Origin of the sequence: Mesorhizobium sp. ES1-6 (genome assembly GCF_020164775.1) — a bacterium.
Taxonomy (GTDB): domain Bacteria; phylum Pseudomonadota; class Alphaproteobacteria; order Rhizobiales; family Rhizobiaceae; genus Mesorhizobium.
The window spans coordinates 75,473-92,009 of sequence record NZ_JAIUGU010000016.1; the positions used below are offsets into that span (position 1 = coordinate 75,473).

The 16,537-nt window shown below is 62.6% G+C and carries 15 protein-coding genes; 7 read left to right on the forward strand and 8 right to left on the reverse strand.

Going from position 1 to position 16,537, the window contains the following annotated elements:
• Positions 1-6 precede the first annotated feature (6 nt).
• From LB564_RS28485 to LB564_RS28505, 5 genes are all read right to left on the reverse strand, one after another.
• Positions 7-1,371 carry an FAD/NAD(P)-binding oxidoreductase gene (locus tag LB564_RS28485; protein WP_140707560.1) on the reverse strand — a complete coding sequence of 455 codons (1,365 nt, stop codon included), beginning with the start codon at positions 1,369-1,371 and terminating at the stop codon, positions 7-9.
• Complete coding sequence (locus LB564_RS28490) at positions 1,368-1,670, reverse strand: (2Fe-2S)-binding protein (protein ID WP_140707558.1); 303 nt, start codon at positions 1,668-1,670, stop codon at positions 1,368-1,370. Before LB564_RS28490 ends, LB564_RS28485 begins: the two co-directional genes overlap by 4 nt.
• Positions 1,667-3,652 carry a hydantoinase B/oxoprolinase family protein gene (locus tag LB564_RS28495; RefSeq protein ID WP_224542472.1) on the reverse strand — a complete coding sequence of 662 codons (1,986 nt, stop codon included), beginning with the start codon at positions 3,650-3,652 and terminating at the stop codon, positions 1,667-1,669. The genes LB564_RS28490 and LB564_RS28495 overlap by 4 nt, the downstream gene beginning before the upstream one ends.
• Positions 3,653-3,656: 4 nt before the next feature.
• Positions 3,657-5,735 (reverse strand): hydantoinase/oxoprolinase family protein, encoded by a 2,079-nt coding sequence (locus LB564_RS28500; protein ID WP_140707554.1) that lies wholly within the window; start codon positions 5,733-5,735, stop codon positions 3,657-3,659.
• 89 nt (positions 5,736-5,824) lie between these two features.
• The gene (locus LB564_RS28505) at positions 5,825-6,730 is read right to left on the reverse strand and encodes a LysR family transcriptional regulator (RefSeq protein ID WP_224542473.1); all 906 of its coding nucleotides are present in this window, start codon (positions 6,728-6,730) and stop codon (positions 5,825-5,827) included.
• A gap of 115 nt (positions 6,731-6,845) precedes the next feature.
• Here LB564_RS28505 and LB564_RS28510 point away from each other — a divergent pair, with 115 nt between their 5' ends.
• From LB564_RS28510 to LB564_RS28525, 4 genes are all read left to right on the forward strand, one after another.
• On the forward strand, positions 6,846-7,967 hold the full coding sequence (locus tag LB564_RS28510) for an NAD(P)/FAD-dependent oxidoreductase (protein ID WP_140707550.1): 1,122 nt from the start codon (positions 6,846-6,848) through the stop codon (positions 7,965-7,967).
• Positions 7,968-8,831: 864 nt separating this feature from the next.
• Positions 8,832-9,041 carry a hypothetical protein gene (locus tag LB564_RS28515; protein ID WP_140707546.1) on the forward strand — a complete coding sequence of 70 codons (210 nt, stop codon included), beginning with the start codon at positions 8,832-8,834 and terminating at the stop codon, positions 9,039-9,041.
• Between the two features lie 13 nt (positions 9,042-9,054).
• A complete protein-coding gene (locus LB564_RS28520) occupies positions 9,055-9,381 on the forward strand; it encodes a hypothetical protein (protein WP_140707544.1) in 327 nt (108 codons plus the stop codon).
• Positions 9,371-9,634, forward strand: coding sequence for a hypothetical protein (locus tag LB564_RS28525; protein WP_140707880.1), 264 nt, complete (start codon positions 9,371-9,373; stop codon positions 9,632-9,634). Before LB564_RS28520 ends, LB564_RS28525 begins: the two co-directional genes overlap by 11 nt.
• A gap of 208 nt (positions 9,635-9,842) precedes the next feature.
• On the opposite strand, the gene LB564_RS28530 is transcribed toward LB564_RS28525, so the two are convergent.
• Positions 9,843-10,706, reverse strand: a complete 864-nt coding sequence (locus tag LB564_RS28530) for a plasmid partitioning protein RepB C-terminal domain-containing protein (RefSeq protein WP_140707542.1) — start codon at positions 10,704-10,706, stop codon at positions 9,843-9,845.
• Positions 10,703-12,268, reverse strand: coding sequence for a recombinase family protein (locus LB564_RS28535; RefSeq protein WP_140707540.1), 1,566 nt, complete (start codon positions 12,266-12,268; stop codon positions 10,703-10,705). Before LB564_RS28535 ends, LB564_RS28530 begins: the two co-directional genes overlap by 4 nt.
• A 228-nt stretch (positions 12,269-12,496) precedes the next feature.
• Here LB564_RS28535 and LB564_RS28540 point away from each other — a divergent pair, with 228 nt between their 5' ends.
• Positions 12,497-12,811 (forward strand): YMGG-like glycine zipper-containing protein, encoded by a 315-nt coding sequence (locus LB564_RS28540; RefSeq protein WP_140707538.1) that lies wholly within the window; start codon positions 12,497-12,499, stop codon positions 12,809-12,811.
• Positions 12,812-12,899: 88 nt separating this feature from the next.
• Here LB564_RS28540 and LB564_RS28545 read toward each other — a convergent pair whose 3' ends face one another.
• Positions 12,900-14,090, reverse strand: coding sequence for an NAD(P)/FAD-dependent oxidoreductase (locus LB564_RS28545; RefSeq protein WP_224542474.1), 1,191 nt, complete (start codon positions 14,088-14,090; stop codon positions 12,900-12,902).
• A 93-nt stretch (positions 14,091-14,183) separates the two neighbouring features.
• Here LB564_RS28545 and LB564_RS28550 point away from each other — a divergent pair, with 93 nt between their 5' ends.
• A complete protein-coding gene (locus LB564_RS28550; protein ID WP_140707536.1) occupies positions 14,184-14,852 on the forward strand; it encodes a helix-turn-helix domain-containing protein in 669 nt (222 codons plus the stop codon).
• 127 nt (positions 14,853-14,979) lie between these two features.
• Complete coding sequence (locus LB564_RS28555) at positions 14,980-16,527, forward strand: ABC transporter substrate-binding protein (RefSeq protein ID WP_140707534.1); 1,548 nt, start codon at positions 14,980-14,982, stop codon at positions 16,525-16,527.
• Positions 16,528-16,537 lie beyond the last annotated feature (10 nt).

Sequence of the window (16,537 nt, forward strand, 5' to 3'; positions counted from 1 at the left end):
ATCGCATCAGCCGTCCCGCAGAAAGGCGCCGATAGGCGCCGGGCGGACAGGCGCTTGCCCGCGGAACCGACCGACAGCGCCAGGCGTGCAGCCGGTCTGCGCCGCGATGAGTTCGACGGCGGCCAGCTGACAATAGCGCCCCTGGCATCGCCCCATGCCGACGCGCGACAGCGATTTCACCCTGTTGGCTTCGGTACCGCCGAAATCAGTGCTCTGGCGTAGGGCCGCGGCGGTCACGTTCTCGCAGCGGCAGACGACCGCGTCGTCGGGGAGTGCCCGCGCCATCGCCGTCGGCCAGGGAAAGGCGCGAGCCAGGCCGCGGGCAAAGCGTTCGAGCCGTGCGAGTTTGCGCAAATCGGACGCGGTGGAGGGCGCTGGAAATCCGAGATCGGCAAGGCACGCCACCGCGGCAAGACGCCCCGCGATCTCCGCGCCGTCTGCTCCCAGAAGACGAACTCCATCGCCCGCAAGATAGGCTCCGTTGCCGGCGCGGCCCATCTCATCGGTCTTTGGCAGCCATTGCCGCCACTTCTCGTCATAAATGAAGGCACATCCCGCCAGGTCGGCGAGATGCGTCTCGGCCCGCAAGTGCCAGCCCACGCCTATCGTGTCGCATAGCGTGAGATGTTCCCTGCCGCCGGCGTCGTGCCAGCGGATCGCGGTGACACCTTTGCCGTCGGCCTCGATCCGTTCGAGCGTCACGCCGGCATGATAGCGGCCGCCGAGCCTCGCCCGCAGGGCTAGACCGCGCAGCGCGACCAGCGGCCGGGCGGCAAGTTCCCAGAGTCCCTGCATCTGCTGGCGCCGGGAAGAGGTGTCGAGCACCGCCACCACATCCGCTCCAGCCTTGACGAGTTGGGCGCCAACCAGCGTCAGCAAAGGCCCCGATCCGATCAGGACGATGCGCTGCCCCAGCGCCACGCCCTGCGCCTTCAGCGCGATCTGCGCCGCGCCAAGGCTGTAGACGCCGGCACTCTGCCAGCCCGGGACCGGAGCGACACGGTCGGATGCGCCCGTCGCAAGGATCAGGCGGTCATAGCTGACCAGCTGTACGCCGCCCTCCCCCAACACGTGCAGCCGCCCCTCCTGCAAGGCGATGACCGAGCTTGCCGCGCAATGGGTGAGGCGCCCCTCTTCGGCCAGCCGGTCGAAGAGGGCATGCAGTGCGACCGCTTTCGCCGCCTCCGACCCGTAGAGCTGCTCCGGCGTGCGGACGAACCCGGCAGGTGGGCGGCGGTAGATCTGCCCGCCCGCGCGCTGCCCTTCATCGATCACCACCGGGTGGAGCCCTGCCTCGACCAGCATGGCCGCGGCCCTTATGCCGGCGGGACCGGCGCCGACGATCACGATCCGCGGCGAGGTCTCGCTCACGGCCAGCTCTCCGGCTCCGTTGTGCGCAACCGCATGCCTTCGGTGATCGGGGCCGAGCACGCGCGGATGCGCGATCCCTCGTCCTGCCATATCCAGCAATCCTGGCAGGCTCCCATCAGGCAGAACCCGGCGCGCCACTCGGGTCCGAACTCGGATTTTCGCAGCGCGTGTCCTGATGCCAGCATCGCGGTCAGCACGGTGTCGCCCGCCAATGCGCTACACATCTGTCCGTCGAGAAAGAAATGCAGCTGCGCCCGCCCGAATTCGGCGAGCCGGACGATGCGGCCGTCGGTGATCATTCAGCCGCCTCTCGCACCGGGCCAGGACGAGGCAGTTCCGGGAACCGTTCGCAAACAGCGTCGAACGCCTGCTGGACGCCTGCCGGCCCCGAACGCCCCTTCATGCGGCGGAAGATCTCCGTCTTGGTGAAGAACCGCCAGTGGATCGGCAAATCTCCCAGTATGGCCGTGAGCCGGTCATAGGCGGCCGGCGTCCACTGCGCTTCGTAGCCGTCGCGCTCCGGACCGAAATGGAAATGGCCGGCGGCAGGCGCCTGCCGCGCGCGCAATTGCCCCGTTGCCTGCTCGTCGATCTCGCCGCCGCGGATGACCACGCCATAGCCGTGCTCGGCCGCAGCCGGCGAGACATAGCCGCGCCGCACATCCTGCGCGACCCGCCAGGGTTCGCGTTGATGCGGATCGCCGCGCCCGCCGCCTCCGGCGGAGCGTATCTCAAGCACGTCGCCGGGCTGCAGCACAGTGGTGTCGATGTTGCCCAGCCGCCGCTCATGCTCGGTCCCTGGATTGACGATCATGTCCGACAGGCCGGCCGCCTTGCCGCCCAGCACGCCCCAGGGACGAAAGAAGCTGCGGTCGCGGTTGCGCGCCGTGATCCTGGAATCGGGGGCAAAGACACGGAAGGCCATTTCGGTCGCCAACCCGCCGCGCCAACGCCCCGCCCCGCCGCTATCCCTGGCGAGCCCGTATTTCACGAATTCGACCGGGGTCTCGGTCTCGGTGATCTCGATCGGCGTGTTCTTGAGATAGGCGGCATCCGCGCCCGATCCATTGGTTCCGTCGCGATGCGGCATCGCCCCGCCGCCGCCGACCACGGGATTCACCGCCGTGATGACGGTCCGGTAAGTGCGCTCGTCCGTGGTCATGACATTGACGATGCAGTTGTTGCCGGCCGGAGCTGCTGGCAGGCGCTCCGGCACCGTTTGCGAGAAGGCGCCGAAGATAACCGACCGCAGCCGGGCGCAGGTGAGCGAGCGCATTCCCACGGCGGCGGGGTGTACCGGGTTCAGCACGGAGCCCCGGGGCGTGATGCAGGTAAACGGCCGGGTAAGGCCGGTGTTGAGCAGGATCTTCGGGTTGAGCGTGTAGAGCACGTAGTAGACGCCAACCAGCAGCATGGTGTGTCGCGGGTCACCGCCCGAAGGCACGTTGAGCGAGGAGCCGAGCTGCGGATCGGAGCCGGTGAAGTCGAGCACCGCCTCGTCGCCCTTGATCGTCAGCGTCAGCTTCAGCCGGCACGGATTGGCCTCGACGGAATCCTCATCGGCATAGTCGCAGAAATCCCATGTGCCGTCGGGCATGGAGCGCAGCACGTCGCGCGCCTGCGCTTCCGCCTGGTCGAGAAGAGCGGAAACGCCTTCGATGAAGCCTGCCTTGCCGAACTTCCTCACCATTGCCTGGATCTTGCGCTCGCCGGTGTTGAGCGCGCCGACCAGCGCCTTGATGTCGCCGATGTTGAGGTCGGGCTTGCGCACATTGGTGCTCATGATCCGCAGGATCGTCTCGTCGAAGACGCCCTCTCTCACCAGCTTCATCGGGGGAAAGCGGATGCCTTCCTGATGGATTTCGGTCAGCGCCCGGCTGAGCGAAGCCGGCACGGCGCCACCCATATCGGTGTTGTGGATATGCCCGCCGGTCCAGGCGACGATCTCGCCATCGACGAAGACCGGCTTCCAAAGATGCGTGTCGGGCGCGTGCGTGGCGACGTGCCCGGAATAGGGATCGTTGGTGAAGGCAATATCTCCCGGCCGGTAGTCATCGACCATGGCGATCGCGCGGTGATACGAAAGCCCCGGATACCAGGTGGCGCCGAGCTCCATCGGCACGGCGAAGGTCGCGCCTGAACGGTCCATCAGCATCACGGTAAAGTCCTGCGTCTCCTTGACGAAGGCGGAGTGCGCGGTGCGGTGCAGCGTGTGCGCCATGTTCTCTGCGGCCGCGCGGGCATGGTTCGCCAGAACCTGAAGGTTTGTCCGGTCAAACAAGGCATCACTCCGGGAAGGTCAGCAAAAGGTTGAGAAGGCGGTCGACCCTTGCCTGCGCTCCCGCGGGAATGGCAAAGGTGGTGTCTTCCTGAACGACCACGGCAGGCCCGTGAAACATGCTTCCCGGCACGAGGGCTTGCCGGTCGTGGAGGTCGACAGTCTCGACGCTCGCTCCCGTGTAGACGGAGAGCCGGCGCGCCGGAATGGCCAGAGCATCGACCTCGTCGATTTCCGGGAAGGAGAGTTTCGGCCCTGCGCCTATGGCCGATAGCCGGACATTCACAAGTTCGATCCCGCCCTCCGGGTCGTGGAAATCGTAGAGCCGCTCATGGGTGAGGTGGAAGGCCTGCGCGATGGCGGCCACATTGCCCTCCGCCAGCCATTCCGGCTGAAGGACGACCTCGATCTCATAACTCTGCCCGACATAGCGCATGTCGCAGGTGAGACTGAGCTCCGCCGCCGCATCGTGCCCCTGCGCCGCGAGCCAGTCGCGGCCCTCGCGCGCCAACGCCTCGAAGGCTTCGCGAATTCCGGCAAGCGCCACGCCAGACAGCGGGCTGAAGATGGTGCGAATGAAGTCACCGCGCAAATCCGCCACCAGTCCGCCCAGCGCCGACACCACACCGGGCCGGCGGGGCGCCATGACGCGCTTCATGCCGAGTTCGCGGGCAAGGAATGCGCCCAGCATCGGCCCGCCGCCGCCGAAGGGCATCAGCGTGAAATCGCGCAAGTCCACGCCGGCGCGCGAGGCAAGCTTCTCGACCTCGACGAACATCTCCGACACCGCGATGTCGAGGATCGCCTGCGCGGTGTGCTCGATGGGGCGGTCGAGCCGGGCGGCAAGCTCGCCGACCGCGCGATGCGCCAGGCCGGTGTCGATCCGCAACTGGCCATAGGCCATCTCGCTGTGACCGAGCCATCCGCACACCACCATGGCGTCCGTCACCGTCGGCCTCTCGCCGCCACGACCATAGCACGCCGGTCCTGGCGTCGAACCGGCCGATTCCGGTCCGACCCGCAGCACACCTTGCGCATCGACACTGGCGATCGAGCCGCCGCCGACACCGATCGAGCTTACCGACACGGAGGGGATATGGAGCGGAAATTCGCCGATCAGTTCGCCGGTGCCGAATTGCGGCTCGCCATCGATAATGAGCGCGAAATCGGCCGAGGTCCCGCCAATGTCGAGGGTCAGGATCCTGTCCTCTCCGGCCTGGCGCGCCAGCCACGAGGCGCCCATGACACCGGAGGCTGTCCCCGACAAAAGCATGTTCACGCAGGCGCGCTTGCCTTCGGCAGCGTTCATCAGCCCGCCATTCGATTTGGTCAGCATGGGGCGGGCGGGTACACCGTGGTCCTTCAGCCGCTCTTCCAACGCCGTCAGATAGCCGGAGACGCGCGGATGGACATAGCCGTTGAGGATGGCGGTCGAGCTGCGCTCATATTCACGGATGACCGGCCAGACCTCGGCCGAGGAGAAGACGAACAGGTCGGGCGCAAGACGCGTGATCCTCGCCTTCACCGAAGCTTCCTGAGCGGCATTGCGCCAGGAATGGAGGAAGGACACGATGATGCCTTGCGCTCCGTTCGCTTTCGCCACCGCCACCGCCCTTTCCACCGCCGCCATGTCCGGCGCCCGGGACTCGCTGCCATCGGCACGCATGCGGGCCGGAATGCCGAAAACCATGTCGCGCGATATCAGCGGGTCCGGCCGCGAGCAGAACAGCGAATACATGTCCGGCATGCGCAGCCGCGCCAGTTCGATGACGTCCTCGAAGCCGGCATTGGTGAACAGTGCCAGCGGTGCGCCCTTGCGCTGGATGATGGTGTTGATGCCAACGGTCGTACCGTGCACGAAGCGCGTCATGCGGGCAGGATCAAAGCCTTCACGCTCGGTCAGAAGCGTGAGGCCCGTCATCAGTTCGGCACCCGGATTTTCCGGCGTCGTCAGCACTTTCAGCGAGGCGACGCGCCCCGAATTTGCTTCGAGCGCGCAGAAATCGATGAATGTGCCACCGATATCGACGCCGACCTTCCAGTCGGCTTCGTTGCTCGCCTCGTCCGCCACGATGGCACCATCCATGATGCGTCCCTTCCTGTCTGCCAACCAAAGCTGACACGACAGGATGGCCAGGGTCCAAGACGTATGACGAGCGGGACTATAAGTCTTGCTTATGCCCTTGCTCTGTCACCGCCCAGCACGGCGGAACAGGCCGCGCGGACTTGCTCGCGCATCATCTCATCGGCCCGCGAAAGCGCCCGGGTGCGCGAGGTCAGCAGCGCGATCGGAAATTCCGGCCCCGCCGCGAGCGGCCTGACGGCAAGCCCGGCAAACTGGTGCCATGGCAGCAGCGCGTCGACGAGCGCGACACCCAGGCCGGCCTGGACGAAGCCGACGGCCGAGATGGAGACGTCGATCTCGAGCGACGGCGAAAGCACCACACCCTGCGCGCGGGCAGCGTGGGTCAGTTCGTCGGCGGGACGGGTGTTTGCGCGATAGGATATCAACTCTTCGCCGGCGAGATCGGCGAGCGTCAGCTCGGTCTTCCCGGCCAACGCATGCCCCGTGGGCAGCAGGCATGAGAAGCCGACGCTGCCGATCACTTCCGCGTCGATATCGGGAGGCAGGCGGTCGTCCATGGCGACGCCGAGGCTGGCATCGCCGGCGCGCAGCATGTCGATGATCGCGGCGACCGGCGCCATGTGGGACCGTAGCAAAATGTCGGGATGCTGCGCCCGGAAGCTGGTGAAGGCGCGCGGCAAGATCGCCATGGACGGCGGCGGCGAGGCCGCGACCCGCACCAGCCCCGTCCGGCCCAGCCGAAGGTCGGTGGTCTTGCGGCGCAAGCCCTCCAGCCCCGCCGACAGCCGCTCGGCATCGGCGAAGATCTCGAGCGCCTCCGGGGTCGGCCGCAGCCGGCCCTTGACGCGCTCGAACAGCGTGAAGCCGAGTTCGTCCTCGGTGTGGATCACGATCTGGCTCAAAGCGGGTTGGGAAATGTTCAGCATCCGCGCCGCGGCGGTCACGGTGCCCGCGCGCATGACGGCGATGAACACTTCGAGCTGACGGGCCCGCATTGCCACTCCATAGGTTCGGCTTATGGCTGTTGTCCAAACTCATCTTTGACGCAATGAAGCGGTGCCGACAAGATCGGCGTCTTCAGGGAGTATCCGCTCCGCACAAGGAATAACCATGGACGTGATCGTGCTGGGCGGTGGACTGATGGGGACGGCTTCGGCCTATTTCCTCGCGAGGCGCGGCGCGCGCGTGACGCTGGTCGAGCGCAAGCGGATCGGCACCGGGGCGACCGTCGCCTCCTTCGGCAACATCCGGCGTACGGGGCGCCATCTGTCCCAGCTTCCGCTGGCCGACCGCTCGCTCAGGCTGTGGGGCGAGGCTGAAGAGATGCTTGGCCGCGACGTCGAGTTCCGCGCCACCGGCCATATCCGGCTGATCTTCGATGAAGGAAGCCTTGCCGATATGCGGGCCTATGCCCAAGCCGCGCGGCCGTGGGGGCTCGAGCTGGAAGAACTCGGCCCGCGTGAGATCCGTTCCCGGTTTCCCGGTCTCGGCCCTTACTCGATCGGAGCGTCGTTTTCTCCGCAAGATGGCAGCGGCAATCCACGGCTGATCGCACCCGCCTTTGCCGAGGCGGCCCGCAAACTGGGGGCGCAAATCATCGAGGGAGCTGAGGTCGAGAAGATCACCCACACGGGTTCTGGTTTCCTTGTCACCAGTTCGAAGGGTGCATTCGCCGCCGAGTGCCTGCTCAACACCGCCGGAGCCTGGGGCGCGCGCATTGCCGCACAGTTTGGCGAAGAGGTCCCGCTCGACGCCCGCGGTCCGCAGATGGGTGTGACCGAGCCGCTGCCGCATCGGATTCTGCCGGTGGTCGGCATCTGGACGCGCGACAAGGACCATGGCGCCTATTTGCGTCAGGTCGAGCGGGGCAACATCGTTTTCGGCGGCGCCGCCGAAAGGGTGTCGGTGAACCTCGAACCCGGCCATGCGGCCGCCGATCCCATGCGCCTTCCCCTGCAATTGCGCGCCGTGGCGCGGTTGTTGCCGGCAATCGCGCGGGTCGCGGTCATCCGTACATGGTCCGGCTGCGAGGGCTATATCAGGGACATGCTGCCGGTCATGGGCCGCTCGGCAACGACGCCAGGCCTGTTCCACGCCTTCGGCTTCAGCGGACATGGCTTCCAGCTTGGTCCGGGCGTGGGCGACGCCATGGCCGAGCTCATCGCGACCGACCGTTGCGAAACGCCGCTCGACGATTTCATGATCAACCGCTTCAGCCGCGCTGCTGCATGATGGTTACAGAGAAGAATCGGGTCGCACGAAACGGTTGTAACGCGGTCATCCGTAGCTCTATAACCCTGGACAACACTCAATGCGTTGCAGTTCCCGCTCGCTCATCGATGACCGGTTTTGGGATCAGTGCTTTGCTGCCCTGAACGTATATGAGAGGCGCAAAGCTTCCGTTCAAAAAGTAGCACACTTGGAGTCGTGCTGACGCGCTATGGCGCACTTGCCAGAAGTCGATGGCCAATTGTAGAACCGTCTGACGTCCGGGTTGGGGCCGCTTTCGGGTGCCGTGCCATCCTAATATCGGCAAGTCGCCTAACTCGGATGTCCTGCCGTTCCCGAGCCGACAGGTTTTGCGTCTCGGCGTGCATGTACTCGTTCTTGCCGCATCGCTTGCAGCTCATTTTGTTCCCGACCAGCTCGGCCTCGATGTCCCCAAAGATTCCCTCAGGTCACTCGGCTGATACCAACGTTTGACGTTACAAGCCCGCATCTGACAAGCACGAGTTGACCAGTCTCATGGGCATTGCTGAGCTTCCACTCGCCACCACGCTTTCGTGTTCCACCAGTGTCAGGCATGACCCCAAAATAGGAACTCATTCCTCTCCTGGTCAATCCGCTCTTGACATTTTTGTTCTCTTTCTGTTCACTGCAAGCTTGGAACATTTGGAGTGATCGGCATGGACCACATTGTGCATTGAATAGCCGCCAGGAGGCTGCCCTCCAGGCCCATGCCGAGGATTTCATTGCCGTGCACAAGGGTGATGTGATGAAGGCGCTTAAGGAAATGATCGTGCTCAACGGGCACCTTCAGGAACGACTTGATGCACTCACTGCACAGCGCAGGGCAGCCCGTTAGGAGATATTGCGATGGCCACGATGCATCTCGATTCCGATTCCAAGGCCGACCTACATGCCGAAGCGGAGAAGCTTATAGGCCGCTACGAGAGCCCTCTTGAGACCGTGAAGGCGCTCATGGCCTACAACTATGAGCTGGAAACCCAAATCCTCACCCTCGCCCATCGGCATCCTGGGCTGGTGGCAATCAGCTTTGACCCTACGCCACCCGTGCTTGGATGAGGGACCCCGCTCGATGCACGACCTTATCGCTTTTATTGGCGGCAACACGGCGCTGGTTATCGCTAACCCAGTAGCGTTCGCTACTTTTGCCGCGTTGTTTGGCGGCGGAGGATTTGTCGTCGGACGCTATTTCTTAACGGAGCGCATTGCAAATCTAGAAAGCCGAATTGCGCGCCGCGACGAGGAAATCACAGACCTCAAGGCCAAGCAGAAGACGGCAGAGCCGGAAGCCTCCACGGCCACAGTGCCACTGTTCGAGATGACTGAGGTTCTCCCCCCTGCACCGCTCAACTTCAACCGGCTTCTAGTCCAACGGAGAGATGACGTTCATGCCGGATAACTTACAGCCTCAGCACAAGGCACCGAAACTAATCGTCGTCACCGCCTTCGACCGCGATGAGACAGGCGACCTTCAGCCTGTGTTTGGGCCAGCCGAGCAGCAGACCGAGGATCGCGCGATTAGGACCGCAAAGGGATTGGCGGGAAAACATGCTGGGGTCATTGCGTGGTCACGCGATGCCAACCCTTCGCTTGGTGAATACGGTGAGCCGACAACACTCTTTGTAGGAGGCGACGTGCCGGACATGGAGTGAGTGACGGTTGATCAGCACCCCCTCAGGCTCCACTGAGGTTCTCCTCAGGAAGCAGCAGGGGGCGCAGGAGACCTCTTATCTGCCACTTCTTCTCTAGCCCGATGCTCGAATGTGTTGCCATTGCAGTCAAGCTCAGGCGCCCCGTAACCCATGATGCGATACCACTTTCAAGCTGCGGGTGTTGCGAGAAGGTCATCGACTTGACAACTCAGAAGACAAAATGGGGGCGCCTTAACCCGGTTTTTCCTGGTTGGCTCGTCAAAGCTTCCTGACCGGCTGGAATGTCCAGTACCGTTTGAAACCTTGCGAGATGCTGCGGGAAATCCCGCGCAAGGTGTCTGACCACCCGTCCATTGTCCAAGAGCCGGTCGAGATATAGCCTCGCCGCCGTCAACTCCAGCGCCCACATGCCACGAAGGCTGGCGCAGTAGAGGAATTCTTCGTTCAACAACTCAAGTTCGCCTTCCATGATGGCAAGATCGTCGGCTGTCACCCCGACAAACTTCTTTCTCGGCCTGGAAGGGTCAACCAACTGCGACGCCGGGGTAAGCGTTGAGAGGAGCTGCGCATAGTGGAAGCTCACTCTCTTTAGGGCAATCATGAGCCTTGCCGCTTTGAGCTGCCTTTCCGGAACCATCTTGCGCAAGGACGCGAAGACTTGGGGCGGCACCCTCCAATCCTGCAATAGCTCGATGACTTCGGGAGAAACACCATTGACCAACGGCCTTGGCGCGGGACTCTCCACAAGCAGGTTCAAGGTAGGTCCTTCGATCAGGGCCTTCGGCACAGAAGCCAGGCTTTCGGCCGACAGCAGGCGACGAAAGGATTCCTGTTTGATCGGATATCGAAACACCTCGGCAATCGTCTCCAGTAGCTTCCGGGAGATAGTCGCTTCGGCGATCATGTCCCGCGTTCTTCGGCATTCATCCTGATAGGTCTTGCACAGCCAGGGACCGGTGAACCATCTGTTGGGCTCGTGCATCGTTTCCAAAAGCGCCGCGTGTCTTGTGCGGCTGTTTTGCAAAAGCCGGTCGGCCGCTTCCAGGCCCAGAACCTTGCGGCGCTCCTTCATGTGGCGTTCCCGACGAATTTTCGCTCAGCCAGGGCAACGAGCGGATCCAGCGATGGGAAAAGAAACGCATCCAGCTTCATTCCATCGTTGACATGAAAATCTCCTTTGAACCCGGCAATTTCATTCATCGGAGCAATCAGGTAGTCGCGAATGGTCAGATTGCCTGGCTGCATTCGGATCAAGACGAAAATATCCGACTTGGCTTCTCGAACGGCCCTCGAAGACCAGCGCGGGAAGGCGCAATGCGAAACGCGGCACCTGGCGATTGCGAGTGCTACAGTCGACTCGCCGTTGATGCGGATGTTCTCCGTTTCAGGATCCTGGGAAGCGCGGCCGCCTGCCTGTTCGATCGCGACCTTGAGGTCTTCCAACGCGCCATGGCGGATAGCCTTGAGCCGCGCGCCAATATCGATGAAATAAGACTTTCTGGGCGGCAGGCAACCGATCAGCTTGTATGCGCCGAGCAGACCTCCGAAATGGGCGCTGTAGCGATAGGCCGACGGGCATTCGGGCGCTGCGTTGATGATGCCCCATGACAGTTTCCCATGCCGCTGGTGGAGCTTTCGCAGGGCTGCCAGCATCTCTTCATCGCTCATGCGGAGATAAAGCGATTTCAATATTTGCTGGGCTCTGTCGAATAATTGACGACTGATGATGGGCTCAAAGGCGTTGTCCGCTCTGACCCATTGTTCCGGGGGATTGTACGCAACTTTGGTTTTCAGCTTCGTGCAGCGCCTGTTCCAGACGTTGTTGCCGATATATTTCTCATTGGTCAGGACGCGGCGTACGCTGTGGGTCTTCCAAGGCCGACCGAAGTCGTTGAGAATTCCCCGGTCATTCAGATATTTTGCGATTTGAGGCTCGCTTTTGCGGGACCTGACGAACAGGCGAAAGATCAAACGAACGGTAGCTATCTCTTCCGGTGGCCCGGGTACGATGATCACCCGGTCTGTCTGGAAGTTCTTGTGTTCATAGCGGGCGAGGATGAGTTTGGGCTGTCCGAACTGGTCGACCATAAGGCGCCTCAGTCCGAGCCCCTGGATGCCGCCGACGTGGAAGCCCATGCGGGCCATCCTGACCTGGCCCGAGAAGACCCTCTGTGACAACATCCGGCTGTACTCTGCGGCCATGCTACGCTTTATGGATTTGAGGACATCGGATCCTACGGTGCCATCGTTCGCGAATTGCTCGGCGCAAAACTCGATCCGCACGCCCGCCATCTGACATCGATATTCGTAGGAAGCGCTTTCATCGACGCTCTGGAACCGGCCCCATCTGCTGACGTCGTAGACGACGACCGTCTCGTAGTCGGCCAGTCCGTGTTCAATGTCGAACAGCAGCTTCTTAAGGCCGGGCCGGCCTTCCATGTGCAACCCGCTACGTCCGGGGTCTGCATAGGTTGCGACGATGTCGTACCCCATGAGCTCGGCATAAGCGCGGATCGCATCTTTCTGATTCTCAAGGGAATAAGCCTGGTGCTCTGTGGACATTCGTACGTATTGGGCCGCGCGCACTCTGCGCCTCTCCTTGGGAGGTTCGCGAGCCGCAGCAACCTTGTCCATCGCCTAGCACCATCAGGACGAACGGAAAATCTAGCGCGTACCGCATGGCAATTCCAGTCAATACTGGGTCGAAGCGTCCGTCCGGCCAGCTTTCCGCTTTAGAAACCATGGCTTTCAATTACCGGGAAACCTTGAATCACTTGGTGAGAAGGCGCGCCGCCGTTCCGCCGCAATGCAATCTCACTTGGCTGGTCATCGGCCCGCGTGGCCTCAAAGGAGGTTCTTCAGATGCTACTCAAGAAAGCGATTTTGGCCGTCCTCATGACCGCAGCGCTCGCCGGCTGCGAAACGCAGACCGAAGGCCAGCAGCGCGCCACCACCGGCGCCCTGCTCGGCGGCGCCGGTGGCGCCCTCGTCGGTCAGGCGATCGGTGGCAACACCAAGAGCACGGTTATCGGCGCGGCCAGCGGCGCGCTGCTCGGCGCCGTCGTAGGTTCCGCCACCACCCCGCAGCCCCGCGGCGAACAGATGTGCCGCTACCAGGATCGCCGCGGCATCTACACCGCTCCCTGCGACGACCGTTATTACGACGGCAATTACTGATCGCCGCTGATCGGCTTCGGCTCCAGAGAAGTAGGCTTGACAAAACCCGGTCGCGGTATTGTGTCCGGCAACATGGTGGCGTCGATTGTCATTCGGAAATTGCTCCTCGAAGGCGCGCGGGTGACAAAATGTCGGGGTCGGCGCCTTCGACAGCAAATGTGTCAGGCATGGCGCTCGCGGCCACCAGCCCTGCGGTCAGCTGACCGAGCGCGGGAGCGGTCTGGATGCCGTAGCCGCCTTGTCCGGCCAGCCAGAAGAAACCTTCAACTTGGCTATCCCATCCGACGGCCGGCGTCTTGTCGGCAAAGAATGACCGCAATCCGGCCCAACTGCGTGAGATGCGCGTTACCGGCAGGTCAGCGGCCTGTTGAATGCGGTCGACCGCGATGGCGATGTCGATCTCTTCGGGCTGCGCATCGCCAGCTTCGCTTGGCGTCTCGTCGGCTGGCGAGAGCAACAGCATTCCCGAAGATGGTTTGAAATAGAACATCTCGTCGACATCGATTACGCCTGGCCAATCCCTGGCGTTGACGCCGGGCGGCGCATCGACAAGCATCGCGGTTCGTCGTTTCGGCACCAGCCCAAGCGGCGTGGCGCCGGCCATGGCAGCCACCTGGTCCGCCCAGGCGCCGGCGGCGTCGACAAGGATACGCGCGTCAAAGACGCCGACCGGGGTCGTCACAATCCAGGTGCCGCCGACACGCTCGATCGCCTCGACCCGTGCGTTGGTGACGATCCGCGCGCCGTGACGGCGTGCGCCCCGCAAAAAGCCTTGGTGAAGAGCGTCGACATCGATGTCCATCGCCGAGTGATCGAGATACGCAGACCCGATGTAATCAGGTCGCAGGATTGGAATGACCGATCGGGAAGCGTCGGTGTCAAGCCAGTCCAAGGGCGCCGCCGATTCCGTGGACGTCTCGGCAAACAGCGCCTGCAGTCTTGGCCTTTGCGCGTCCGTGCCGATGACCATTACGCCGCGAGGAGTCAGCAAAGGGACATCACAGAAGCCGGAGGGCGGTTCAAGTAAGAACTGGCGGCTGGCGCGGGTGAAGGCGCGGATGGCGGCGTTCCCGTAGCCCTCGCTGAAGAGGGCGGCGGAACGTCCTGTCGTGTGCATGCCGCAATGGGCTTCGGCTTCAAGCACGGTCACTCGACTACCAGACGCCAGGAAGAAGGCCGCCGAAGCGCCAGCCATGCCGCCGCCGATGATAAGAACGTCCTGCATTGCCACTCTCAAACCAAGCGCCGGCAACCAAGCAGAAGATTTCCGATCGGTCAAATATCTTTCCTATGATAAATGCGTCATCGCCTGCGAGTCGACTTTGCCCGGTCTCAACCCTAAAGTGCGGCCAACGTCAAAAAGGGGTGCGCCATGAGCGATTCGAAGCCAAGTCTGGGGGAATGCCTCAAAGAGCTGCGGCGGGAACGAGGCTTGACGCTGACGCAGGTCAGCCAGATGTCGGGCCTGGCCATCTCGACCTTGTCGAAAGTCGAGAACAATCAGATGTCGCTGACTTATGACAAGCTGCTTCAGCTTGCCCAAGGGCTGAAGGTCGACATAACTGAACTCTTCGGCGTCAAGAAGGCCAGCGCATCTCCCATAGCTCACGGCGCGCGGGCGGTAAGCCGGATCGAGGACGGCCGGATCGTCGAAACCCCCAATTATGTCTACCGTTTCCTATGCACCGAGCTGTCGCGCAAGGAGATGATCCCGATGCTGGGAGCAATCACCCAGCAGAGCATCGACACCTTCGGCGAACTGATCAGTCATCCCGGTCAGGAGTTCACATACGTTCTTGAAGGCGAAGTCGAATTGCATACCGATGTCTATGAAACACTGAGGTTGAAGACCGGAGAGTCGGTTTATTTCGAAAGCACCATGGGGCACGCCTATGTCAGCGTCGGCGACAAGCCTGCCCGGATCCTATGCGTGTGCACATCGGCATCTGGCCAATCGGAGCAGACATTGATCAAGGGCGTCCAAGGCATGCGGCTCGATGACGGCCAGCAGCCCCGCGAAGCTGAAATGACACTTGGCTAATTAGAAAAATATCTTTCCTATCCGAAAAATCGGCTTGCCATCCCGAATGCGGATGTTAGCGTGTGCGAAATGCATCCTTCGGGCCATCCCGTCGAGGTGCAAAACACAAGCTCGAGGGGAGCGCATCATGTTGTTACGTCGCCTGCCGACCCTTGCGGCATTCGCCGCGCTGGCCGTCTTCACCCACACCGCACCGGGCTGGGCCACCGACAAGGATGTTCTGGTTATCGACAAGGCCGAGGATCCGCCCACCGCCGACCCAGGTGTGGAGGTCTCCAACAACGGCTATACGCTGATCTTTCCGGCCTACGAACGTCTGGTGAAGTACGACGGCGCCAAGACCGACGTCATTCCCGAGCTTGCCGAGAGCTGGACCATTGCGCCCGACAATCTCAGCTGGACGTTCAAACTGGCGTCGGGACACATGTTCGACGATGGCTCGCCGGTCGATGCCGCGGCCGTCAAATATTCATTCGACCGCGTCAGGAAGCTGGCAGCTGGCCCTGGCGACATGTTCCCGACCGTCAAAGATGTTGTCGTCGTCGACCCGCAAACCGTGAAATTCGAACTGTCGGCGCCATTTGCGCCGTTCCTGTCCGCGCTCGCCACGTCGGCCGGCTCGATCATCAATCCGAAAGCGCAGGACCACGCGGTCAATGGTGACGATGCGCGCGCTTGGCTGGCCGAGCACAGCGCCGGCAGCGGGGCCTTCAAGATCGCGAGCTGGGAGCGCAACCAGCAGATCACGCTCGATCCCAACCCGCATTTTGCGGGCAAGGCTCCCGCGTTCAAGCAGGTCATCTTCAAGATCGTGCGCGAGATGTCGGGGCGCCGGTTGCAGCTGGAGAACGGCGACGCCGATCTCATCGACCAGGTTCCGGTCGATCAGGCCGAGGCGATGAAGACGAGCGCGGGGGTGGCCATCGAGAGCAATCCCAGCCTCTATGTCATTTACCTCTATCTGAACAACAAGAAGGCGCCCTTCGACAATCCGAAGGTCCGTCAGGCCATTTCCTATGCCGCCGACTACAAGGGCCTCGTCGATGGCGTCATGCAGGGCCAGGCCGAGCAGATGCGCGGGGCTGTCCCGGACGGCATGTGGGGCCATGACCCGCAGGGCATGCAGTACACTTATGACCTGGAGAAGGCCAAGCAGCTGCTTGCCGAGGCTGGTGTTTCCAATCTGCACATCAGCTACACCTATTCGCAGGCGGACTCCGCGTGGGAGCCGGTGGGTCTCGCGCTACAGGCTTCGCTCGCCGAAATCGGCGTCACGCTGGACATGAAGAACGTCGCCGACACGACCAAGCGCGAGCTGGTCGCCAAGGGCGATTACGACATCGCGACCGGCGCCTGGACGCCCGATTTCGCCGATCCCTTCATGTTCATGAACATCTGGTTCGATCCCACCAAGATGGGCGCACCCGGCAACCGCGCCTTCTACGAGAACCCGAAGGTCACCGACCTCATCACCAAGGCGCTCCAGACGGTCGATCAGAAGGAGCGCGAGAAGCTCTATATCGACGCGCAGAAGATCACCAACGAGGATGCGCCTTACGTCCTTCTGTTCCAGAAGAACGACATCTTCGCCATGCGATCCTCGGTGAAGGGATATGTCTACAATCCCATGCTGATCCAAGTCTACAACATCGCCGATATGTCGAAGTCTGAATAAGAAATCGGCG